This window comes from Clostridium beijerinckii (genome assembly GCF_018223745.1).
GTDB lineage: Bacteria > Bacillota > Clostridia > Clostridiales > Clostridiaceae > Clostridium > Clostridium beijerinckii.
On sequence record NZ_CP073653.1, the window covers coordinates 5,230,232 to 5,252,154 of the forward strand.

Here is a 21,923-nt window from a genome sequence, read left to right on the forward strand (position 1 = left end):
ATTATTAACCTTTGACAGCTCCTGCCATCATACCCTTTATTAATTTATCTTGTCCAAAAATAAATGCTATGATCATTGGTAACATAGAAATAGTTAATACCGACATAATCATTGGAACATTCATTGTATATTGACCTTGATATTCCCAAATAGCAAGTGGTAATGTTCTATTAGGTAATGTTTGAGTTAAAACTAATGCAAAACTGAATTCATTCCATATAGCAACACCATTATAAATTGCTAAAGTTGCTAGCCCTGGCTTCACTAATGGAAGCATAACATTTGAAAAGATTTTATATTTATTGCACCCATCTATCTCAGCTGCTTCTTCTAATTCCCTAGGAATTGCCTGCATAAATGTAACTAATATAAATACTGAGATTGGTAAATTAAAAGCCACATATGGACCTATTAATGCCCAAGGACTATCATACAAACCCATCTTAGTAGTCATCAAAAATATTGGAAGTAATGTTACGTGAACTGGCACTGACATACATGCTACTATTATAGCATATATTGGCTTATTTAGCTTAAATTTGAATCTAGATAATGGATAAGATGCACATGCACTTAAGAATAGTAAAATTACTAGCGACACTATAAGTACTAATATACTGTTTTTAAAGTAAATAAATATGTTTCCTTTGAATACGTCAATGAAATTCTTTAAATATAAACTTTTTGGTAAATCAAATACACTTCCCATAAGCATCTCAAATTGCTGTTTGAATCCTGCTAATAACATAAATATAAAAGGAACCATTGTAATTAAAAGCCATGCTATTGCTAGTATTCCAACAATAGCTTTTATAGATAATTTTTTTATTAATGAATTCTGCTTCATAATAGTCAATCTTCCTTTCTATTTAATGTTTTAATTGTGATTAATGATATTATGGTTATAAGAATAAACATCCCTGAAGCAATTGCTGAGCCATATCCCATTCTTTGAGATAAAAACGCGTTCTTATACATATAAGTTGCCATAAGTTCTGACGCGTTACCTGGTCCTCCACCTGTCATAACATATATGAGATCAAAATATTTTAATGATCCAACCATTGATAATACAATTGCACTTTTAATAGCTGGTTTCATAAGTGGAAGTGCTATTTTCCAAAAATACTGACTTTTTTTTGCTCCATCAATTATTGCTGCTTCATATAAATCTGATGGTATTCCACTATATGCAGCCAAAAAATACACCATATAGAAGGGAATAAATTGCCAGCAAATAGCTATTGTTATGGTTAATAGTGCTGTCTTAGGGTTACCTAATAAGTCTACTGAATGCCCACCAAGCAACTTTGATATTCCTGATACTATACCAGAATTTGCATCTAATGCATACTTAAATAAATAACCAATTGCAACAGATGACATTAACATTGGTATAAACCAAATTACTTTAAATATATTAAATTTTTTCCCACCAAAATCTAAAAATGTTGCAAGAGCAAGACCTATTGGTAATTGGACAGCTATAGATAGAATCATAATAACAATATTATTTAGAAACGCTTTTCTAAAAATTTGGTCAGCAATAAGTTCTTTCCAGTTATTTAATCCTACAAATACCTTATTTGATGCAAATCCATTCCAATTATAGCAACTTAAATTAAAAGAGTAGACAATTGGATATGCTATATATATTATTAAGAATAAAAATGCTGGCACAAGAAATATAATTGCTGCATTTCTCGTTGACGCGGCACGTCTTTTAGCTAAACTATTAGTTTGTAATTGCACTTTTTCTCTCTCCTTTATATAATTATTGAGCTGTTACAAAATTAATTCCACCGCATAAATTCAACTTCTGCATTTGACTTATAATATAAACATATTTACATCTCTGATATATCATATTTCTACTCCTTTTTCAGAAATCATAAATGCTTTGCGCCTTCTCATTCAAAGATAAGCTATAACGCAAATCTAAATTTGCAGTTGTTTATATATAATAGAATTTTTATTTTGCAACAGCTTTACATTATTTTTTAAATGCTGCTATAATTATTTATTTTTTGCCTTATATGAATCCATAGCAGATTGTAATTCCTTATCTGCATCTTGTGGAGTCTTAGTTAAACCAAATATTTCTTGGCAAGTTGATTTGTGTACTTCTGCAACTTCTGCTGGTAAGTATTGGTCATACCATAATTGAACTCCTTTTGCTTGGTTAACTGTGTCTAAGATTTTTTGTGTTAATGCATCATCTGGTTTAAAATCTTTAAGTGGAATAATCTTACCTAATTTCTTACGATCTTGTAATGCTTGATCATCTAATAAAGATTGAATTAATTTAAAAGCACCTTCTTTATCTTTACATGTTTCTGAAATTGAATATAAGTTATCTCCAACTGTTCCTGCACAAAGTGATTGATCTTCTTTTGAACCGTCTAATGCTGGGAATGGGAAGAATCCTAATTTACTCATAAAGTCTGGATTTTCACCAAGTACTGTACCTGTGAACCATGAACCCATTAAATCCATAGCTGCATCACCTTTGTATAATGCTTGTCTAGCTTGACCACTATCATCATCCATACCATTGAATCCATCTATAAAGTAACCTTTTTTAACCCAATCTTGAATTTTGCTTCCAGCAAATTCAAATGCAGGGTTTTCAAATTTTCCTTTTCCTGATGCTGCATCTGCGAATGCATTTAACCCACCAAAACGAGTTGCTAAGTACATATAATACATAGATCCTGTCCATTTTGTAGCATTAGCTAAAGCAAATGGCGCCACTCCGTTTGCTTTTAACTTATCACATGCAGCTTCTAATTCAGAAATAGTTTTTGGCTCTTGTATTCCATATTTAGCAAAAACATCTTTGTTATAGAAGAAGCCTGCTACGGATACGTTTTCAACTGGAACGGCATAAATTTTTCCATTGTATGAACATTGATTAATTCCAGCATCTATAAATTTATCTTTGTAGTTATCTTTGTTCATGAATTCTGTAAGATCAGCAATTTTATTTGAATTTACATAATCAATTAATCCTGATCCTCCCCATTGAATAAATACATCTGGAGTCTGATTTGAACTCATTGCCATAGATAATTTCTGTTTGTAGGAATCATTAACCTGATCAACAACTTCTACATCATATTGTGGGTTAGCTTCCATAAACCTTTTAACTGATGCTTTAATTGCATCTGCTGCTGTTGACGTTTGGATATGCCATAATGTCAATTTTGTCTTTCCTGAAGCAGATCCACCGCTTGTCTGTGAAGTGCTGTTTCCGCAGCCAATCATTGATGCAGAAACCATAGTTACTGTCATTATGATTGATGCTATCCTTTTCAAATTCTTATTCATATACCTTTCTACCCCCTAGAATTTTCATATATTTGATATACTTATATATTAGCATTGATAACGTTTAATAAAAATTGAATAATTTGTCTTTTAGATATAATTTTATATCCTATTGTAATTTTTCTTTATTAAACGCATAAATAACCTCCATTTTAAATAGTTCTCTAAAATACTATCTAAATAATGAAGGCATTTATATTTTTATTCACATATTAAATTTTTATAAATTGAGGCTGAAAGCTGGAGGGGAACCTGCCTTCAGCCTTTGAAATATATTACCTCAAAAACAAAGATAGATAAAAAAACTGCCAAGAATATTTATCTATAACCCTTTGATTCTGGTAAATATCCAATACTATTTGAAAGGATTTTCAGTTTTGTAAAGCATACCTTTTGGTTGATTGAATCCAACTTCTTTAACACCTAAATATCTAAATAAGTTGTAAACAGCTTTTCCAAAGTGTCCAAATGCAACTGCTCCATGATGAGGATATCTGCCTTCTACTAATACGTGACGATAGAATCTTCCCATTTCAGGAATTGCAAATACTCCTATAGCTCCAAATGAACGAGTTGCAACTGGTAATACTTCACCTTCTGCTACATAAGCTGTAAGTTCTGCATCTGCATTACTTTGTAATCTGAAGAATGTAATATCTCCTGGTACTATATCTCCTTCAAGTGTTCCTCTAGTTATATTTGGTTCTTGATTTGGTTCAAGAGCTCTTGCCATAATCATTTGGTTTTTCATTGTTCCACATGTTAATTTACAAGCTGCTGTATTACCACAGTGGAATGCCATGAATGTATCATTTAATGAATAATTAAATTTCCCTTTAACTTCTGATTCATACATATCAGCTGGAACTGTATTGTTTATATCAAGTAATGTTACAACATCTTGGCTTATGCAAGTTCCGATGTATTCACTTAATGCACCATAAATATCAACTTCACATGATACTGGGATTCCCATAGCTGTTAAACGGCTGTTTACATAACATGGTACAAATCCAAATTGTGTTTGGAATGAAGGCCAGCATTTATTTGCAAATACAATGTATTCTCTTGAACCTTTATGTTCTTCCATCCAGTCTAATAATGTAATTTCATATTGAGCAAGCTTTGGTAAGATACCAGGCATTTTATTTCCTTCACCTAATTCTTTTTCCATGCTAGCTATAACGTCTGCAATTCTTGGATCATCTTTATGATCATTAAATGCAGCAAATAAATCTAGTTCTGAGTTTTCTTCTATTTCAACACCTAAATTGTATAATTGTTTAATAGGTGCATTACAAGCTAAGAAATCTTGAGGTCTTGGACCAAAAGAAATTATTTTTAAGTTCTTTAATCCTAATAATGCAGTAGCAACTGGCACAAATTCAGAAATCATTCCTGCAACTTCTGGAGCTGTTCCTACTGGATATTCTGGAATGTATGCTTTAATGTTTCTTAGAGCTAAATTGTAGCTTGCATTTAACATTCCGCAATATGCATCTCCACGTCCGCCTATTAAATTATCTCCGCTCTCTTCTGAAGCAGCTGCAAACATAACTGGTCCATCAAATTCTTTAGCAAGTAAAGTTTCTGAAGTTTCAGGACCAAAGTTTCCTAAATATACAACTAATGCATTTACTCCAGCTTCTTTAACTTCAGCTAAAGCTTTTCTCATATCTTTTTCATTTTCAACAGTTGTTTGACATTCAAAAATTTCTCCATTAAAAGCTTCTACTACTGCTTTTCTTCTATTTTCTGATAATTCCATTGGGAAACAATCTCTACTTACTGCAACAATTCCTAATTTTACTTGTGGTATATTATTCATTTTTAACTCCTCCATTTTTTATGAATTTTAAATTCTTATAATCAGATCTTGACAAATTTTACGAAGTATATTATTCGATATTTTAATGCTACAAATTAGATTTATTAAGTTAGATATTAATTAATATCCTATTCCTAAATAATTGAATCTAGCTATTATTTTACATAGCCTGTCCGAGTTTTAAATTTAGCTTTAGTACTTGTTAATGTTTCACTTTAAATATATTTTAAAATAACTTTTTAAATGTTGTTTGATAAGTCTATAATAAAGCTTTTATATTAATTAGTCAATACCTTTTTGTATACATTTTCATAATTAATTTTTCTAATAGTTATATACTGTAAAATGCATAAATTTTTATCTATTTATTCAATTGCTGTAATATGTAAACTTTGATATAATAATATATGTTAATGTTTTCACTTTGAATTTAGTAGGAGTGATTCGGTATGAATAAAATTAAAAAAGCTTTTAATAAAGATAAACAATCCTTCATAAGTAAATCATTCAAATTAAACGAAAAATTCAAAAACTATTCTATAAGTAAAAAAATAGATACAACCTTTAATTTTATACTTATATTTACATTATTGAGTATGGTTATATCTATAGGTGTACTACTATCATTATCTGCTAGAACTTTTTCTCTATATAATGGTCCTTATCATATTTCTCAAGCATTATCCGATATTAGGCTTGCATTTCAGGTTTCTGATACAAATATTTCTAGAGCTGTAATAGAAAATAGTCCTAAAAATAAGGAAGACTTTATAAGAAATTCCGATGAAGCCCTTGAAGAGCTCACTAGTAAGATAGATTTATTGAAGCAAAATACAAGTGATAAATCTGCCATAGATCAACTTACTAAAAATTTAAGTATTGCTGATACCTATAGAAAAGAACTATGCAATTCTATCAAAAATAATGATCCTAAAAGTACAATAACTTCTAAGTTGGATACATATAGCTTTCAAATAGATATTGTCGAAAATTATATTTCTCAATTATACGAATCTTCTAAAGGAAATGCACAAACATTTGTAAATGAATCCATTTTTTACAGGAATTTGGCTACCGTAATTCTTGTTTTAATAATTATATTTTTAATACTCATTCCAAGATTTCTAGGTAAAACTTTAAAATCTTCTATATTTGAAGGAATAAATAATGTAAAAAAAGTTTCTACAAATTTATCAAATGGAATATTAAACATAGACAATGAATATTCTTCAAAAGATGAAATGGGTGATATGTTCAATGATTTGAAGAAATCTATAGATATGCTAAAATTATATATTAAAGATATAACATATACATTAGAGGAATTATCAAATAGAAATTTAAATATTAACAAAATGGAATCCGTTCATTACATTGGGGATTTTGCGCCAATACAAAAATCTTTAGATGAAATTATAGCTAACTTAAATTCTAGCTTTTTAGATATAGATAAATCAATTGATTTTACTGCAAATAGCGCGAAAGAAATTTCTTCAATTACAAAAGTACTTTCCGAAGGAGCTTCTAATCAAGCTAGCGCAGTGCAAGAACTTCAGGGAAACTTTAATATAATACTTGATCAAGTAAAAAAGAATACAAATAACTCTGAAAAAGCTTATAATTATTACAATGAAACAACAAAGATTGTTGCTGATGGAAATAATAAAATGAAACAATTAATGGAATCTATAAACGAGATTGCTACTGCCTCCAATGAAATTTCAGCAATTATAAATACAATTCAGTCAATATCTGAACAAACTAACTTATTAGCTTTAAATGCAGCTATAGAAGCTGCCAGAGCAGGCGATGCCGGAAAGGGGTTCGCCGTTGTTGCTGATGAGGTACGAAAATTAGCTGAACAATCTTCTAATTCTGTTAAAAATATTACTCAAATAATAAAGAACTCATTAAACACTGTATCTAAAGGCGAATTGATAGCAAATGAAACTGGTATAGCCTTAAATAGCATTGTCGAAAATGTTGAATATACTTCAGAGTTAGTAAAGGAAATAGCTACTGCTTCTGAAGAGCAAACAAGTGCAATATCAAAAATGACTTTAAAAGTGGATATTATATCAGATATTGTCCAAACTAACCTAGCAACAGCAGAGGAAACATCAGCATCTATTGAAGAATTAGCATCTCACTCGCAAATTATGCATGAGCAAATTTCTGAATTCAAATTACAACATTGATATAAATAAGCCTCCATATAAATAGTCTTTGAAAATAACTATTTTATATAGAGGCTATTTATTATAGAAAAAGTAATAATAATTTATCTTTAATTAAATTACGACTACTAATTTTTAAAAATGTTCTTGATTTAATTTATATCAAATTTCAATTTTATGCATTTTTTGCTGCCTGTTCATTTTTAAAGTTTAAAGCATCTTGTTTCTTAAAGAATGGGTAGTAAATAACAAATGATACTCCCATAATTACTAATTGCAATAACGCCATTTTCCATCCACCTAAGATAAGTCCTGCTATTATTGGTGGTGTTGTCCATGGAACTAATACTCCAGTAAATAATGGAACTAACCCTGTATACATTGCAAAATAAGTAATTAACCCTGTAACCATTGGAGTAAGTATAAATGGTATTGCCATAAATGGATTCATTACTATTGGAGTTCCAAATGAAACTGGTTCATTTATATTGAAAAATCCTGGTACTATAGCTAATTTACCTAGTTCTTTACTTTGTGCTGATTTTGCAAACAATAACATACATATTACAAGTCCTATTGTTACACCTGAACCTGTCATACCAATCATATTGTCTAAAAATTGTTGTGTTACTATATGACCACCATTAGCTACTGTAAGTGCTTTTCCACTATTAACTATAGCTTGATTTTCCATTGCATTTGATGTTAGTATTCCTGTCATTATACCACTTATAATTGATGATCCATGTACTCCAAACCACCATAAAAATGGGATTATAAATGTCATAACAATAACTCCGCCTAGAGAATCTGTCATTCCTTGTAATGGTGTTTGTATTAACTTATATATTAGTTCTATAAATGTTGTATTCATTCCATATTTAAGAATACTATAAAGTATTGTTGCTCCAAGCACTATAACTGCTGCTGGTATTAATGATGCAAATGAGTTTGCAACCCCTTGTGGTACACCAGCTGGCATTTTAATTGTAATCTTCCTTTTCATGAACCATGAGTAAATTGCACCTACAACTAAACCAATAATAATTGCTGTAACCATTCCTTTTCCACCAGCAAATTCTTTACTAATAACATCGCTTACTTTTTCTCCTCCCTTAGTTATCACATAAGAATTAGTTGTTAATAAAAATACTACAAATGATATTATTCCTGCAGATAGAGGTTCATGTCCCTCGTTTTTCGCATAGGTATATGCTATACCTATTGCCGCAATAAATGCAATTATTGAGAATGTAGCTCCATAAGCTTGAAATAATGGCTCTGTCCATCCTGGTCCAAGCTGACTAGCCATCCAATCGTTAAATGGCTGATATGGTATTTGTGCAAGTAATAAAAATACTGATCCTACCATAATAAAAGGTAATGTAAATAAAATACCATCTTTTAATGCTATAACACCTTTTAGGTTAACAAACTTCATAACTACTGGTATAACCTTTTCATTTAGGGTATTTCCAATTGACATAATGATTCCTCCTTAATTAAATATAATATGATAGTCAGAATATATAATAATAAATATGTTAGGCTTAATATTATCTTTTATATTAAAGTTACAACCTTCCATATAGCCTGCTAATATCTTAAATGATTATATATAACTTTGTACAATAATTCAGTTTTATATTACATTTTTCTATATAAATTCAGTTCTTATTTATTAGCTAAATTTAGTGCAAATTCTAGCACTTTTGCTCCATTCATCATTCCATAATCAACCATTGGTATTACATCCACTGGAATTCCAAGTGGTTCACACATCTTTTTTGCTTTTCCTAATGTATATCCAACTTGTGGCCCTAATAGTGCAACGTTTACATTATCTAGATGTTTATCCATTTGTCCTTCTGGAAAAGCTTCTATATCTACTTCTACACCTTTGACCTTAGCTGCATCCTTCATTTTACTAACTAAAAGACTTGTTGACATTCCTGCTGCGCAAAATAATCTAATTTTCATCATAGTTGATTCCTCCTTAAATATATATAGTTTATTAAAATAAGAATTATAGTTGTTGATTAATTAAATTTATATCTCTTTTATTGTTTTACTAATGTATTTATAATTTTCCTTAATTCCATTATTTGTTCAATTAAATTCTTTTCAGTTATTGCTGTCATTAAATGATCTTGTGCATGTACAAATAAAACCGATATATCAACTTTTTCTCCATTAGCTTCTTTATGAAGAAACATTGTCTGACCTTCATGAGCTTTAGCTAATGCATCATTTGCTAATTGCATTTCTTTTTCAGCTTCCTCATAATTTCCTTCGTTTACATTATTAAGAGCCATATAAGCATGATTTTTGCAGTCTCCAGCGTTTATTATAATATTCATGATTGCTAATTCTAATTCTTCCATTTTGCTCTCTCCTTTTAATACTTTTTGTTTTTATACTTTATATTAATTTTGTTTTGTTTTTCTTATGCTTATATATAAAGCAATAACCGTGCCAAGTTTCTGATGCAGAAATAAAAATGTGATTATGAGTTCAATCGTAGCATTTATGCACTTTTGAGGATAATAAAACACTTTAAAAACAATTATTATGTGTTTTACTTTTTCACAAATTTTTTAAAACAAATGGTCAATGTGTTTTATTTTGTGTATTTATTATATGTTTTATACCCAATTTTTTAGATATTATAGATTCAAGACAATATTTTGCACTAAATTATAAAACTTAGTCTATAAATTTAAACAAAAAAAATATAAATATCTATAAAGTAAGATTACTAGTTATCCTACAGAATAGATATTTATATATTTCTTATTTTTTCATGATTCATTTATTAAATGTTATTACTATCAAAGAATGTCATTAAATAACATATTTCATCATCTGAAACACTAATTGAATACTTTGTATTTATAGGTGCACATGCATTTTTCACAATTTTATATAGATTAAAATTATTTTTTATATAATCCTTTTTCCCTTCAAATTCTAAGGTAATTTTACCTTCCTTATATCTATCTATTACACACGCCATATGAAGTGTTATTCCAATTAGAATATTAATCTTTATATTAACCTTTAATTCTTCAGTAACAGTTCTATTGAATTTCTTTATGCTCTTTAGTACCATTATTCCATCAACATTTTTTAAATCACGCTCTAAAGTTTCCTCCATTTTTATATATGTTTCTTCTGCATCAATAAGGTTTTGTATATCCTTAGCACAATCTCCATCTATAATATCATCTAGCGAAAACTGCGGACTATTTACATCTAATTCAAAAGGTCCGACAAAACAAATAATTTCGTATTTATTCCTTAATTTTTCTATTCTTTCATATACATTTTCTTTGCCTATAAAATTTATAGGCACAATTTCTATTACATTTTTATCAAAAGTTAGATTTCGTTCCAATATTCCCTTAATAGTCTTAGCTCCACCTTCACCAGTTGTACACACTGTTACTATTGCTAATCTTTTATCTTTCTCGTTTTCCTTATAATCTATATCTGCAACATTATCATCATATAAACTATTAACATCTAGTGTTTCTCTATATATTTCGTCCAAAGAATATCCCATCATAGATTTTCTTGTTGCTTCTAATGCATGCAAAGTGCTGACTAATGGTATGGTTCTAGTTTTTATATTAGATATATTTTCTACTTCTTTTCCAAAAGTCGTAAGTGATCCCATATCTACTAAAAATAATATATCCGATTTAATTTTTTGTTCTCTAATATATTCTATAGTTTTCTCTAATATATTCTCAGGTTTTTCTTCTATGGGTGCATTAATACCCGCAGTATTTTCTGTTCCAAGCAGACTATTAACTGCCTCAGCCATTGATGTCGCAGTACTAATACCGTGGGCAATTATTATTATCTTTACATCATTTTGTATATATCTTACGTTTCTATAATTATAACTTAAGAACATAGCTATAAATCCGGCTTCATCAATTGGCATACTTATATCAATTGATCTCTCTATCATCTTCAAAGCATCTAAAGCCACACTAAATTCTTTTTTATTTTCTTCTCTAATACTACTTAATTTAGGATTAACAATTTTTTTATTTCTCCTTATTCTATCTATTGAATTACTAATATGAACTGCTAACCCATAACTTATTTTTTTGTCTAGCTTTATTCCCAGTTCTTCTTCGCAGAATAAAATAATCTCCTCGATTATATCCATAACATCTTTCTCTACGATGTTTTTTATATTGGTCATATCAACTTTAGTACTAAAATCGTTAATATATTTTTTAAAATAATCTTCAATATCTTTTTCTATTTCTTCCTCTAGATGTTCTCCTTTTATTCCCTTTGCTTTAAGTTCATTTGTCCTTAAATCTAACATCTCATAGATATTGCTATCATTAGTACCTTCTTCAAATATCTCCCTATCTTCATCCTTATCAAATATTAGATATCTCTTATTTATATCAATCAATTTGTTCCATAACTGTCTATGTTCTATCTCTTTATATAAACCTTCCCTTATATATAGCGGTAAATCTATACTATTTATCTTTATTACATCTTTTCTATTCGACAGAAAATCAGCATATGCTTTAGCACAAGCTAATTGTATATCAGATCTTAACTGCCCTACATTGTTCTCACAGTTATATGATAAAAAAGCTTTTATTGAGTTTACTGACACCTTAATACTTTTTCCAAGTCTTCCTGACTCTTCAATCATAAATTGTTTTATTAGATTGAATCGTTCTTCCATTCCTCTATTCTTTAATGATGGTATTGTTATAACCATAGGAATTCTTCGAGTAAATGTTTTTAGCAATGTAGTATTTGGATCCTCTGTAGTAGCCGTTATTATAAGAACATTTGCACTTCTTTCACTTTCTGTTTCTCCAAGCCTTCTATATACCCCTCTATCCATAAATGTAAAGAACATCTCCTGCCCTTCTGCAGGCAATCTATGAACCTCATCAAGAAATAAAATTCCTCCATTAGCTTTCTCTAGCAAACCGACCTTGTCAAAATCCGCCCCTGTATAAGAACCTTTTCTTACTCCGAATAATTGCCCAAGTAATAACTGAGGATTATTTGCATAATCTGCACAATTAAATGTTATAAAAGGACTATCTTTAGATTTCACATTCATTTCAATGGCATATCTATAGATCAGTCCTGCAAAAGTCGATTTACCAACTCCTGTTTCCCCAAGTAATAATATATTCATTCCATTTGGTGGATACAATATTGCGGCTTTTGCTTGCTCTACTGCTGAATATAGACTAGGGTTAGCTTCCGAAAACTTATTTATGACTGATAAATTTGAGGTAACGTTTTCCTCATCTATTGCAATAAATAGTGTCGGCTTCCCCTTTATCTTTATTGCCTTCCCATCACTTACTAATTTATTCAAATCATTACTTACATTTGCTCTGCTAAGGTTTAACTCCTCCGCAATTTCTAATGCAGAAATTCCATTTGGAAACAAATCTTTTATTTCTCTTAACTTTGCAAGAATTAATTCAATTCTTTTCATCTCATTAATCCCCCCCTATTAACTTAAAATATTTTTACATACACTACTTAACTTAAAATATATAAAGCGAGACTCTATACATAGTAATATAATAACATACTATTTATTAGTCTCGCCTACTTTATCAATGACAATAATGATATTTGTTTGTAGTAGTCCAATTACAAATTATATCATTGCTTTTTTACTTTCTTGTAAATACCTACCTTAAGCAATTAAATTAGGCTCATACATTTACATAAAATGAACATAATTTAATTAGCGCTTATCTTCACTCTCCTACTAATCCACTTTCTCTCATCCTATTAACAAATTTTTCTGACTTCTTATTCATCTTTTCTTTTAAAAATACAGCAATAATTATTGATATGAAAAAATATATAGATAAAATTCCAATATTGTAATATAAGGAACTCCAGATAATCCCACCCTCTGCCTCTCTCATTCCTCCTATCGCATATGTAAAAGGAAGCATTGGACTTATATTTTGAAAAAATTTAGGCGTAAGCTGTATTGGGAAAGTTCCTCCTGATGCTGAAACTTGAAGCACCATTATAATTAAAGCTAAAGCTTTACCCACATTCCCAAATACTGATACCAAAGTGTATATAATCATTATAAAAATTATACTTACATACATAGAAAATATTAAAAGTATTACTGGACTTACAGAATAAGTTTTAATAAAAAATAAATTTCCTAAAACAATAATAATGGCTTGGAGTAATGAAAGGGTTGCAAGAGTTAAGAACCTGCCAAAAAACATTTTTGTAGTTCCTAAATTCTTGACATCATCCAGCGCTTCTACATGGACAGACAGTATAGAAAGTAATGTAAATCCACCTACCCATATAGCAAGAGTACTGTAAAATGGAGCCATAGCTGATCCATAATTAGGTATAGGAAATACCCTATTTTGAACTGGCTCAATTGGATTTGCCAGAAAATCACTTACATCCTTTGTATTTTTCTGTAGAAGACCTGTGAGTTCGTTGAATTTTTCATCATTACTCAAACTTTTAAATTTTTCAACATTACTGTGGATAGTCTCCTCAGTTTTTGGAAATTTATCTTTAATATTTTTAATCTGTTCTGCTCCTAAATCAGTACCAATATTAGCGTCTTTTAGCAGACTATTTATTAAAGGTATATTATTTTTTGCACTTTCTAAAAGTGTTAATGAGTTGTTTGCCATATTTGTTGTATTGTTCACAAGACTATTTATTGCTGGCGAAATAGCGCTGTCAAAATTATTTATTGAATCATCAATAAGTTGTGATGTTTTATCTATTCCTTGTATTAGAGATTCTACTGCATCGGAAGAAATTTTATTACCATTACTTAATGTAGTTATCAAAGCATCTAAATTTAATTTATTTTGAACTAATTGATCCCTAATATTTTGCATTTTATTTATAAAATTAGATATTGCACTACTATGTAAAATATTATTTACAGACTGAAGTATATTTATATCATTATTAACAGCAGATAGTGCATTATTCATTTTAGTTGAAGCCGATCTTAGAATATCCTGCTGCCCCTTAACATCTGTATCAATGGAATTATTAATGCTGCTAAGTGCATCTCTTGTTGCAGCAGAATTAGCCTTTACTGTAGCTAAATCTGTTCTAACATATGGAGATATATTTTTTATTGTGTCATTAGCCTTAGTAAAAAAATCATTACTGGATTGCACAGCATTTTGAGCGTTGTTCAGTGAATTTGTTATATTAGGTATATTCCCTTGAATATTTTGTATAAAGTTATTTAGATCTACTGCCCCATTATAAGCATTATTTATGCCTTCACCAATTTGAGGCAGGTTATTATCTATGTCATTTATAATATTCATAAGTTCTTCTAGCTGAGGCTTAATCCTCTCAAGTTCAATACCATAAGCATTCATATAATTAAGCACAGTACTGCTTACTTCTTCTGTAACAGAACTAGTTATTTCATTTTGCAAACTGGTTAATCCGCTTTTTGTAATTTTAGGTGCTATCGCATTAATTTTTTCGTTAACAGAATAAATAAGTTTAGCTTTTTTAGGTTCACCATTCGCTGCAACTGAGAGAAGATTACTTGAAAAATCTTCAGGTATAGTTATACTAGCATAATACTTACCATATTTTACTCCACTTTCTGCTTCATCCTCATTAACAAAAGTCCATCCAATACTTTCATTACCTTTTAGCTTATCTATTACCTCTCTACCTATATTAATTTCTAGGTTTTGAAATTGAGCGCCTTCATCATTATTTACTACTGCCACTAAAAGTCCTTTGGTGTTTCCATATGGATCCCAAGAAGCTATTATATTAATCCATGCATATAAAGCAGGTACGAAAAGTAACCCTACTATTATAATCATGAGAGGAATATTAGTTGTTATTTTTCTTATATCCCTTTTGTAAATTTTAAATATTGTACTCATAACTTTTGCATACCTTCCTTCTTGAACTTAATGTTAAGGCACAATTAAACAATACAAGTATAACAATGCTAAGTTTATGTTCTCCATTAAAGTATTAAATAATTCAAAAGCACTTTTATGATTTTACTACGACAACTCAACAATAGATTCTAATCAAAAATAATACTGATGAGAACTATCCCATCAGTATTATCTTATTATTCGTATAATTAATTTTCTTCAAAAATGCAATAATTATTTTTACCTTTACTTTTTGCTAAGTAGACTGCTTTATCCGCATTTGTAAAAAGTTCCTTAAAACTCTTACCATGCTCTGGATATTTTGCTATTCCTATGCTTCCAGAAACTTTTTGACTTAAAACTTCATCGGTATTATTACTCCTAAAACCATTCATTAGATCTTTTGCTTTTTCAATTAATAACTCTTCCGATGTAATATTTTTAAGGAATATCACAAATTCATCTCCACCTATTCGTCCTACAATAGAATCTTCTTTGAATATCTCTGAAAACATTAGTGAAATGTCAGTTAAAACAAAATCTCCTGCTAGATGACCTAAATTATCATTTACAGCTTTAAAATTATCAAGATCTACAACAAATAGCGCTCCACTATCGCCTTTCTTAGCACTTTTCATATATTCTTCAATCATATTTTGTACTGTTCCTTTATTATATAAGCTAGTTAAACTATCTCTTTGTGCTTTAAATAAAAGTTTTTCATTCTCTCTCTTTTCTTCATCAATATCAATAATTATCCCTATGGCCTTAAATATATCTCCATTTCCATCAAACATGGCAGTTATTCTTATTTTGCACCAAATATATTCATTAGTATTTTTCTTTATTCTAATTTCAGCTTCTTTATATGTATCCCCATATATAATACCATTAAGCAATTTTCCAAAATTCTTTATATCATCATTATAAATATAATCTGTTTTATATATAATCTCACTAACATTGTTTACAACTGATTTATAGCTAAACTTATTTTCCCAATTTCCAGAAAAATAAACAGTATCTTTGGGGATATTCCATTCAAAAATTGCGTCTTCTGTTTGAGACATAATTATACGATAGCGCTCCTCACTCATTCTAAGCTCTTCTTGAGTTATTTTGGATTCAGTTATATTTATTACTACACTGTAGCTAAATAATTTACCATAGCTATTTTCTACTATTTGACCGTTATCTAATAACCATACATTGACTCCATCACTCCTTTTAACCCTGTATTCTACAGTGTACTTACCATATTTACTTATTTGTTCTCTTATATCCCTCATTACTCTTTCTCTATCAGCCTCGCAAATTAATTCAATTAATTTTTTACGCCTTTGATTTTCAGTAAATTCATCTTCTTTGTAACCTAAAATGCTTAGACACCCACTACTTACAAAATCTAAAATATATTCTCCATTTTCTATTTTGCACGTATATACTCCTCCTGGTATATTGGATGTTAGAGATTGTAGCCTTCTATTTTTTTCTTCTATATGCTTTTTATTCTTTTCTATAGTATCCATCAATCCATTAAATGCTGTTGCTATTTCTCCGAATTCATCCTCCTTATTATATATAAATCGATCATCCATATTACCTTGTTTTATCTTTCTAATTACCTCCAATAATTTATATATAGGCTTAGAGAAATAATTAACTATAAATAAATATGATACTGTTATTAATAGTGAAATAATTATAAAAAATGCCACAGTATTCTTTATAGTTCTCTCAGTTGGCGTCTTAAATTCTGATAATTCAATTGCACTTAATACTATCCAGCCAGTATTACTAATCCTCGAATAATATCCTATCTTTTCAGTGTTATTAATTTTATATTCGATTATTCCATTAGGTGTACTATCAAAATCTATCTTTTCCCACTGCTCGTACAAATTATTAGGAACATTTATCTTTTTTATATTTTCTTTTATATTATTGCTAGTTCCAGCTGCAACAGCGCCATTTTGGTCCATTATCAGTATTCTTCCAGTATCAAAAAAGCTAACATCGTTTACAAGTTTTTCAAAATAATTCATATTCATTATATTAGCTATAAAACCTTGGTATTTGCCTCCTACAAATATAGGGCTTGCAATTATCGCACTTTTGGCTCCATCATTAAAATCTTCTCTTTCTATAATGTTTGTTACAACAACTTCGTTTTGCTTAAGCTTCTCAACTTCATTATTAGGAATCATAGCCTTCTTATTTATGAACTCACTATTATCACATGCAATAATTACACCCTCCTTGTCAACAAGTACCTCTCTACTTAAAAAAAATTCTTCTTGCATTCTACCAGCCAAGATTTCATTTAAAACTTGTATATCATGCCTTTTATCTTCTAAATCTTCTTTATTATTTAATGCAGTTAATATTTTTTTTACTATTGGTATATTGGTATCATTATTAAGATTACTAATATTCTCATCAAAAAAAGCTTTTAAGTGTATAGATTGATCCTTAGAAAAAGTTTCTACATTCTGCTTAGTTAATTCTAAGTTTCTAGTATTAAAATTTGAAATACATATGCTTGTCGAAATAATTGCAGGAATTATTCCCCATAATATAGATAAAACTATAAACTTTCTTCTTATATTCATCTTTCACCTCATTAATATATCATTAATAGACAAATTATATATTAATTTTATCAGATTTTATAATTATTTTATACATATTATATTAATTATTGTGTTTTTTTGTAGTTATAAACAAATTAATATCAATATTTCATTCTTCTTTATCATTTAATCATTATTTCGAAACGTTCTATATCAGAATTTTGCAACTTAGACTATTGTTCTATAGCAAAAAAAATACACACCTCATATTTCATGATTAGAGATTTTGGTTTCAATAAAACCTTAAGCACAATAAAAGTTTATGTGCCTTATTCCTAACCACTCAGTATGAGTTGTGCATTTCATATATTTGAACTTTAAAATATATTATTGTCTTTTATTCTACGATTACACCAGTATTATTCATTTTTTTATTAATACAAATATATAATCATTAGTCTCTAATATATTTATTAATTGTAGCTGCTCCTTCTTCATTTGCATGATAATAAACTCTTAAATTGCCTGCCTCATCCATATCAAACCTTGTTTCTTCTAAAAGTCCATTAGCTTCTGCTGTCATTAGAGCTGAAATTACAGCATCTCTTTTAAGGGCCTTAAATTTACCATACTCACCTTTTAGAGCTTCAATAACGTCTTCTGCACAAGCTTCAGGTACTTTCGTAAAGTATTTTAAAATAGCATAATTAAGTGGTTTCATACTATCTTACCTCCTTTTTTCTGAATAAATCAAGCGGATTCATTGCAATTACTAATATACCAACTATCATTAGTACTGCTGCTCCCCAAGCGATTGGAGGTAGAGACCATCCATCTATTCCAAAGATTACACCAAGTAATATCCAACAGCAAAATGGTCCCCAGAATGAATATGTACCATTACAAGCCATACCAAGTGCAGCACCACACATACTATTGCCTTTATACCATGTCATAAATGAAATAAATGCACAAAGGCCACTTGCAGCAAACCAAATCATAGCAGAACCACTTGTAAATGCTTGAGCCACAAGCCCTGCTGAAATATTAACTCCACCTGCTATCATCCCTAAAATAGGAATGAATATAATTAAATTTGAAAGACCTGCTGTTGCCTGACGAATGGTAATACCTATCTCTGAATCAATCATAGATGTACCATAGCCAGCTACACAACCTTCAAAACCCCATCCAAGAGCCGCGATGAAAGCAATGCAAATACCTAATAGCATACCTTTTGGTGCATCCCCTGTAATACCTGTACTTCCAATCATAAAGCTTGCACAAACACAGATAGCAATACCCAATATCATACGTTTATTTAATTCCTGCTTGAATAAAATTCTACCTAAAATAGCACCAATAGCTGGACAAAGGGCAGTAATAGGAATAACTATTGACCCTGCCATCTGAAGCCCAATAACATAAGCCGTGCTAGCAATAGGTCCTCCTATAAGAGCTGCTAACATCATTACACGCCCCGGGGTAGTATTAATACATCTTAAGAAATCTCCAAACTTACCTTTAATAATTGCATAAATCACTGCCCATACAGCGCTGCAAACATCATTTACTGCACTTCCAAGTGCCCCTAATAAATACGTAATAACAAAAGCTGATAAACCAGCTGAATTTACTCCTGTCCAATCTCCCCAAACTCCTTTAGTCATCCCCAAAGTTAGAAATGCTGAGTAGAATCCATACATGAGACCTGAAAATAAAGCTATTGTAATACCCTTTTTAAAAAATTGTGCCGATAATTTCCTTTTTGCAATAACTGCAGCTTCATTAACTGTGGTATTTTTTATAATATTTTGCATCAAAAATCTCCCCCTTAAATATAACTTCTTATTCGTATAATTTTAACTTTTTCTACCTTACAATAATCTTCTTAAACTAAATTATTTCCTTATACTATATAATAAACAAAATGAATATATATTAAACTTAATTATGCCTTAGCCTTAAGTTCATTTTGTGAACAAAATTATATTATCATTGTTCACTGTTCAAATCAACATGTTCACATAAAAAAATATTATAAATTTTCATAAAAAGCTTTAAATTGATTTATTCCCATTCATATTTAAATACTTAATAAAAAATCATGCCTTTGAAAGCGCTATATCTTTAACATTTTACATGTCAATTCCCAACAGCACTAACAAACGCATGATTCTAACTTAAGAGCTATATAATAAATAATATCCTCTTAATTTCTTATTCAATTCTAATTATCTTTTAAGCTTGAATTTCAAAAGTAATTTGTCTGCCAGCTCAAAAAATACCTGATCCTTAGTAAATATAAGAATTCCAGCATATATTAAGCCACATGCAAAAACCTCCACTACACATCCAAAAAGTATGTTATGTATAACAAGCTTTATTCCAAACGTTATAGGAATGAATATCAAAGAATAATAGAAATACTTTATATTCTCGTAAGCGAACAAATGTATATCTAATTTTATAACTTTCTTAACCAGCCTATATTCTAAACCTATTACAATAAGATTTGCTAAAAGAGTTGTACTTATAGCAGTAACCATATTAAATGTTCCTGTTAGAAATAATGTTGTATTAAAAATTAAATTAAGTATTCCTCCAATTAATACTAACATTGCATCATACTTTTCTTTTCCGTGAAGATATATTATTTGATTTGCTATTACCCCTTCAACTCCAACACTTAACATATGTATTGAAAATATAACCATAACCGGAACTGCTGCTAAAAATTCTGGTCCTCCAAAGATATATATAGCCTCTTTAGAAAGGCACAAAAGACCTATAGATGCTGGAAATAAAATCAGAAAATATATCTTTATAACCCTTTTTAGTAGGACCAAATACTCACCTTTAGACTCATTTCCCAAGTAGTTAGAGAGCCTTGGCATAGTAACTTGGATAACTGTTAATAGTAGTGTACTTACTATAGTAGTTACCCTCTGAGCCATATAATAATATCCAACATCGGTAGTCCCTCCAATACTGTCTTTTAGCATAATCTTATCAAGCTGAGTATATAAAACTCCTGTATTAGAAAGAATTACAACGTAAAACATAGGTTTTAAATGTCTAAAAAATTCAAGATTAGAAAAATCAAACCTTACTTTTCTTTTTACGTATACGAAACTTATTATATTATTTATAAAGTTAAATCCTATAACTAAATATAAATAAAACAAATAATCTTCTTGTTTTCTAACAAATAGCAAAATCAATGCAGAATATACTATTCTAACTATCATTGTTTTAATAGCAATGAAATCATAATTTTCTAATGCTTCATTAACCCATTCCACGTAAAAAAGATTAAATACCAAATTAAATCCCATAACTATACATGTATAAAAATATGGTTCATTTTTATAAAAAATAGCTACAAATATCATGTATGCAGCTGAAGCTAGGATATTAGTAACACTTGCAAAAAGAAACAAGCTCGTAAACGTTTGTCTAAGTTTAGCCTTGTCATCACGAACTTTACTTATTTCTCTTAGTCCATACTGGTAAATTCCAAAGCTTGCGAATATTAAAAAATAAGCAGTTAGAGAATCTCCATATCCCATATAACCATATAATTCTTTACCAACTGATCTAGTAACTAATGGGATTACCAAAATCGGCAATATTATGTTAAATAAGTTAAGCATTGCTTTGAATATCGCATTTTTTGAAATAGATTTAGCCATTTGTTTGTCCTCCATATACGTATTCTAATCAACAATGCACATTTAATGACTTTTAAGCACACTGTGATAAATTAGAAATTATTTTATTAAAATGCACAGTTCCAATTGAATTTATTTCTACTTAACAAGTTATTGACTTCGCTTCGCACTTTTTATATCAGTTTTTAGCACTTCCTGCTTTTTTATAAGTTCTTAGTTGCGCTTCGCGCTTTTTTTATATAAGTTCTTAGTTGCGCTTCGCGCTTTTTTTATATGTGTATATTTTTCGCTTTTTCAATTGTACATTCTAGTTTATTCATTGTCAATTCATATACAAATTATATGGAAAGTGTTGAAAATTTATGGACTTTTTTCTTACTTTGAGTTATAATCAAACTAAC

General features: G+C 29.4%; 14 protein-coding genes. 1 reads left to right on the forward strand and 13 read right to left on the reverse strand.

Going from position 1 to position 21,923, the window contains the following annotated elements:
• Positions 1 to 4: 4 nt before the first annotated feature.
• From KEC93_RS23395 to KEC93_RS23410, 4 genes are all read right to left on the reverse strand, one after another.
• Positions 5 to 847 (reverse strand): carbohydrate ABC transporter permease, encoded by an 843-nt coding sequence (locus KEC93_RS23395; RefSeq protein ID WP_041900228.1) that lies wholly within the window; start codon positions 845 to 847, stop codon positions 5 to 7.
• A 5-nt stretch (positions 848 to 852) separates the two neighbouring features.
• Positions 853 to 1,752 carry a carbohydrate ABC transporter permease gene (locus KEC93_RS23400; RefSeq protein ID WP_041900230.1) on the reverse strand — a complete coding sequence of 300 codons (900 nt, stop codon included), beginning with the start codon at positions 1,750 to 1,752 and terminating at the stop codon, positions 853 to 855.
• Positions 1,753 to 2,016: 264 nt separating this feature from the next.
• Positions 2,017 to 3,330 (reverse strand): ABC transporter substrate-binding protein, encoded by a 1,314-nt coding sequence (locus KEC93_RS23405; RefSeq protein ID WP_012060834.1) that lies wholly within the window; start codon positions 3,328 to 3,330, stop codon positions 2,017 to 2,019.
• A gap of 355 nt (positions 3,331 to 3,685) precedes the next feature.
• A complete protein-coding gene (locus KEC93_RS23410) occupies positions 3,686 to 5,158 on the reverse strand; it encodes an L-fucose/L-arabinose isomerase family protein (RefSeq protein ID WP_054249045.1) in 1,473 nt (490 codons plus the stop codon).
• Positions 5,159 to 5,607: 449 nt separating this feature from the next.
• On the opposite strand from KEC93_RS23410, the gene KEC93_RS23415 reads away from it, so the two are divergent.
• Entirely contained in the window at positions 5,608 to 7,356 is a 1,749-nt protein-coding gene (locus KEC93_RS23415; protein WP_023976099.1) for a methyl-accepting chemotaxis protein, read from the forward strand.
• 154 nt (positions 7,357 to 7,510) lie between these two features.
• Here the strand turns inward: KEC93_RS23415 and KEC93_RS23420 are convergent, their stop codons facing one another.
• The 9 genes from KEC93_RS23420 to KEC93_RS23460 form a co-directional block, all read right to left on the reverse strand.
• A complete protein-coding gene (locus tag KEC93_RS23420) occupies positions 7,511 to 8,821 on the reverse strand; it encodes a PTS sugar transporter subunit IIC (RefSeq protein WP_103698919.1) in 1,311 nt (436 codons plus the stop codon).
• 188 nt (positions 8,822 to 9,009) lie between these two features.
• Positions 9,010 to 9,318 carry a PTS sugar transporter subunit IIB gene (locus tag KEC93_RS23425; protein WP_023976101.1) on the reverse strand — a complete coding sequence of 103 codons (309 nt, stop codon included), beginning with the start codon at positions 9,316 to 9,318 and terminating at the stop codon, positions 9,010 to 9,012.
• 77 nt (positions 9,319 to 9,395) lie between these two features.
• A complete protein-coding gene (locus KEC93_RS23430; RefSeq protein WP_017212129.1) occupies positions 9,396 to 9,719 on the reverse strand; it encodes a PTS lactose/cellobiose transporter subunit IIA in 324 nt (107 codons plus the stop codon).
• A gap of 431 nt (positions 9,720 to 10,150) precedes the next feature.
• Positions 10,151 to 12,838 carry a sigma-54-dependent transcriptional regulator gene (locus tag KEC93_RS23435; RefSeq protein WP_077869847.1) on the reverse strand — a complete coding sequence of 896 codons (2,688 nt, stop codon included), beginning with the start codon at positions 12,836 to 12,838 and terminating at the stop codon, positions 10,151 to 10,153.
• 271 nt (positions 12,839 to 13,109) lie between these two features.
• Positions 13,110 to 15,275 (reverse strand): YhgE/Pip domain-containing protein, encoded by a 2,166-nt coding sequence (locus KEC93_RS23440; RefSeq protein WP_077869848.1) that lies wholly within the window; start codon positions 15,273 to 15,275, stop codon positions 13,110 to 13,112.
• Positions 15,276 to 15,484: 209 nt separating this feature from the next.
• A complete protein-coding gene (locus KEC93_RS23445; protein ID WP_077869849.1) occupies positions 15,485 to 17,887 on the reverse strand; it encodes a diguanylate cyclase in 2,403 nt (800 codons plus the stop codon).
• A gap of 415 nt (positions 17,888 to 18,302) precedes the next feature.
• A complete protein-coding gene (locus KEC93_RS23450) occupies positions 18,303 to 18,569 on the reverse strand; it encodes a hypothetical protein (RefSeq protein WP_017212125.1) in 267 nt (88 codons plus the stop codon).
• A gap of 1 nt (position 18,570) precedes the next feature.
• Positions 18,571 to 19,668 (reverse strand): DMT family transporter, encoded by a 1,098-nt coding sequence (locus KEC93_RS23455; RefSeq protein ID WP_012060844.1) that lies wholly within the window; start codon positions 19,666 to 19,668, stop codon positions 18,571 to 18,573.
• 414 nt (positions 19,669 to 20,082) lie between these two features.
• Complete coding sequence (locus KEC93_RS23460; protein WP_017212123.1) at positions 20,083 to 21,543, reverse strand: oligosaccharide flippase family protein; 1,461 nt, start codon at positions 21,541 to 21,543, stop codon at positions 20,083 to 20,085.
• Between the last annotated feature and the right edge of the window lie 380 nt (positions 21,544 to 21,923).

Excerpts from the sequence above, each read along its gene's own strand:
- KEC93_RS23420 (WP_103698919.1), bottom strand. The coding sequence starts at position 8,821 with ATGTCAATTGGAAATACCCTAAATGAAAAGGTTATACCAGTAGTTATG.
- KEC93_RS23410 (WP_054249045.1), bottom strand. The coding sequence starts at position 5,158 with ATGAATAATATACCACAAGTAAAATTAGGAATTGTTGCAGTAAGTAGA.
- KEC93_RS23455 (WP_012060844.1), bottom strand. The coding sequence starts at position 19,668 with ATGCAAAATATTATAAAAAATACCACAGTTAATGAAGCTGCAGTTATT.
- KEC93_RS23425 (WP_023976101.1), bottom strand. The coding sequence starts at position 9,318 with ATGATGAAAATTAGATTATTTTGCGCAGCAGGAATGTCAACAAGTCTT.
- KEC93_RS23395 (WP_041900228.1), bottom strand. The coding sequence starts at position 847 with ATGAAGCAGAATTCATTAATAAAAAAATTATCTATAAAAGCTATTGTT.
- KEC93_RS23460 (WP_017212123.1), bottom strand. The coding sequence starts at position 21,543 with ATGGCTAAATCTATTTCAAAAAATGCGATATTCAAAGCAATGCTTAAC.
- KEC93_RS23440 (WP_077869848.1), bottom strand. The coding sequence starts at position 15,275 with ATGAGTACAATATTTAAAATTTACAAAAGGGATATAAGAAAAATAACA.
- KEC93_RS23450 (WP_017212125.1), bottom strand. The coding sequence starts at position 18,569 with ATGAAACCACTTAATTATGCTATTTTAAAATACTTTACGAAAGTACCT.
- KEC93_RS23405 (WP_012060834.1), bottom strand. The coding sequence starts at position 3,330 with ATGAATAAGAATTTGAAAAGGATAGCATCAATCATAATGACAGTAACT.
- KEC93_RS23430 (WP_017212129.1), bottom strand. The coding sequence starts at position 9,719 with ATGGAAGAATTAGAATTAGCAATCATGAATATTATAATAAACGCTGGA.
- KEC93_RS23415 (WP_023976099.1), top strand. The coding sequence starts at position 5,608 with ATGAATAAAATTAAAAAAGCTTTTAATAAAGATAAACAATCCTTCATA.
- KEC93_RS23435 (WP_077869847.1), bottom strand. The coding sequence starts at position 12,838 with ATGAAAAGAATTGAATTAATTCTTGCAAAGTTAAGAGAAATAAAAGAT.
- KEC93_RS23445 (WP_077869849.1), bottom strand. The coding sequence starts at position 17,887 with ATGAATATAAGAAGAAAGTTTATAGTTTTATCTATATTATGGGGAATA.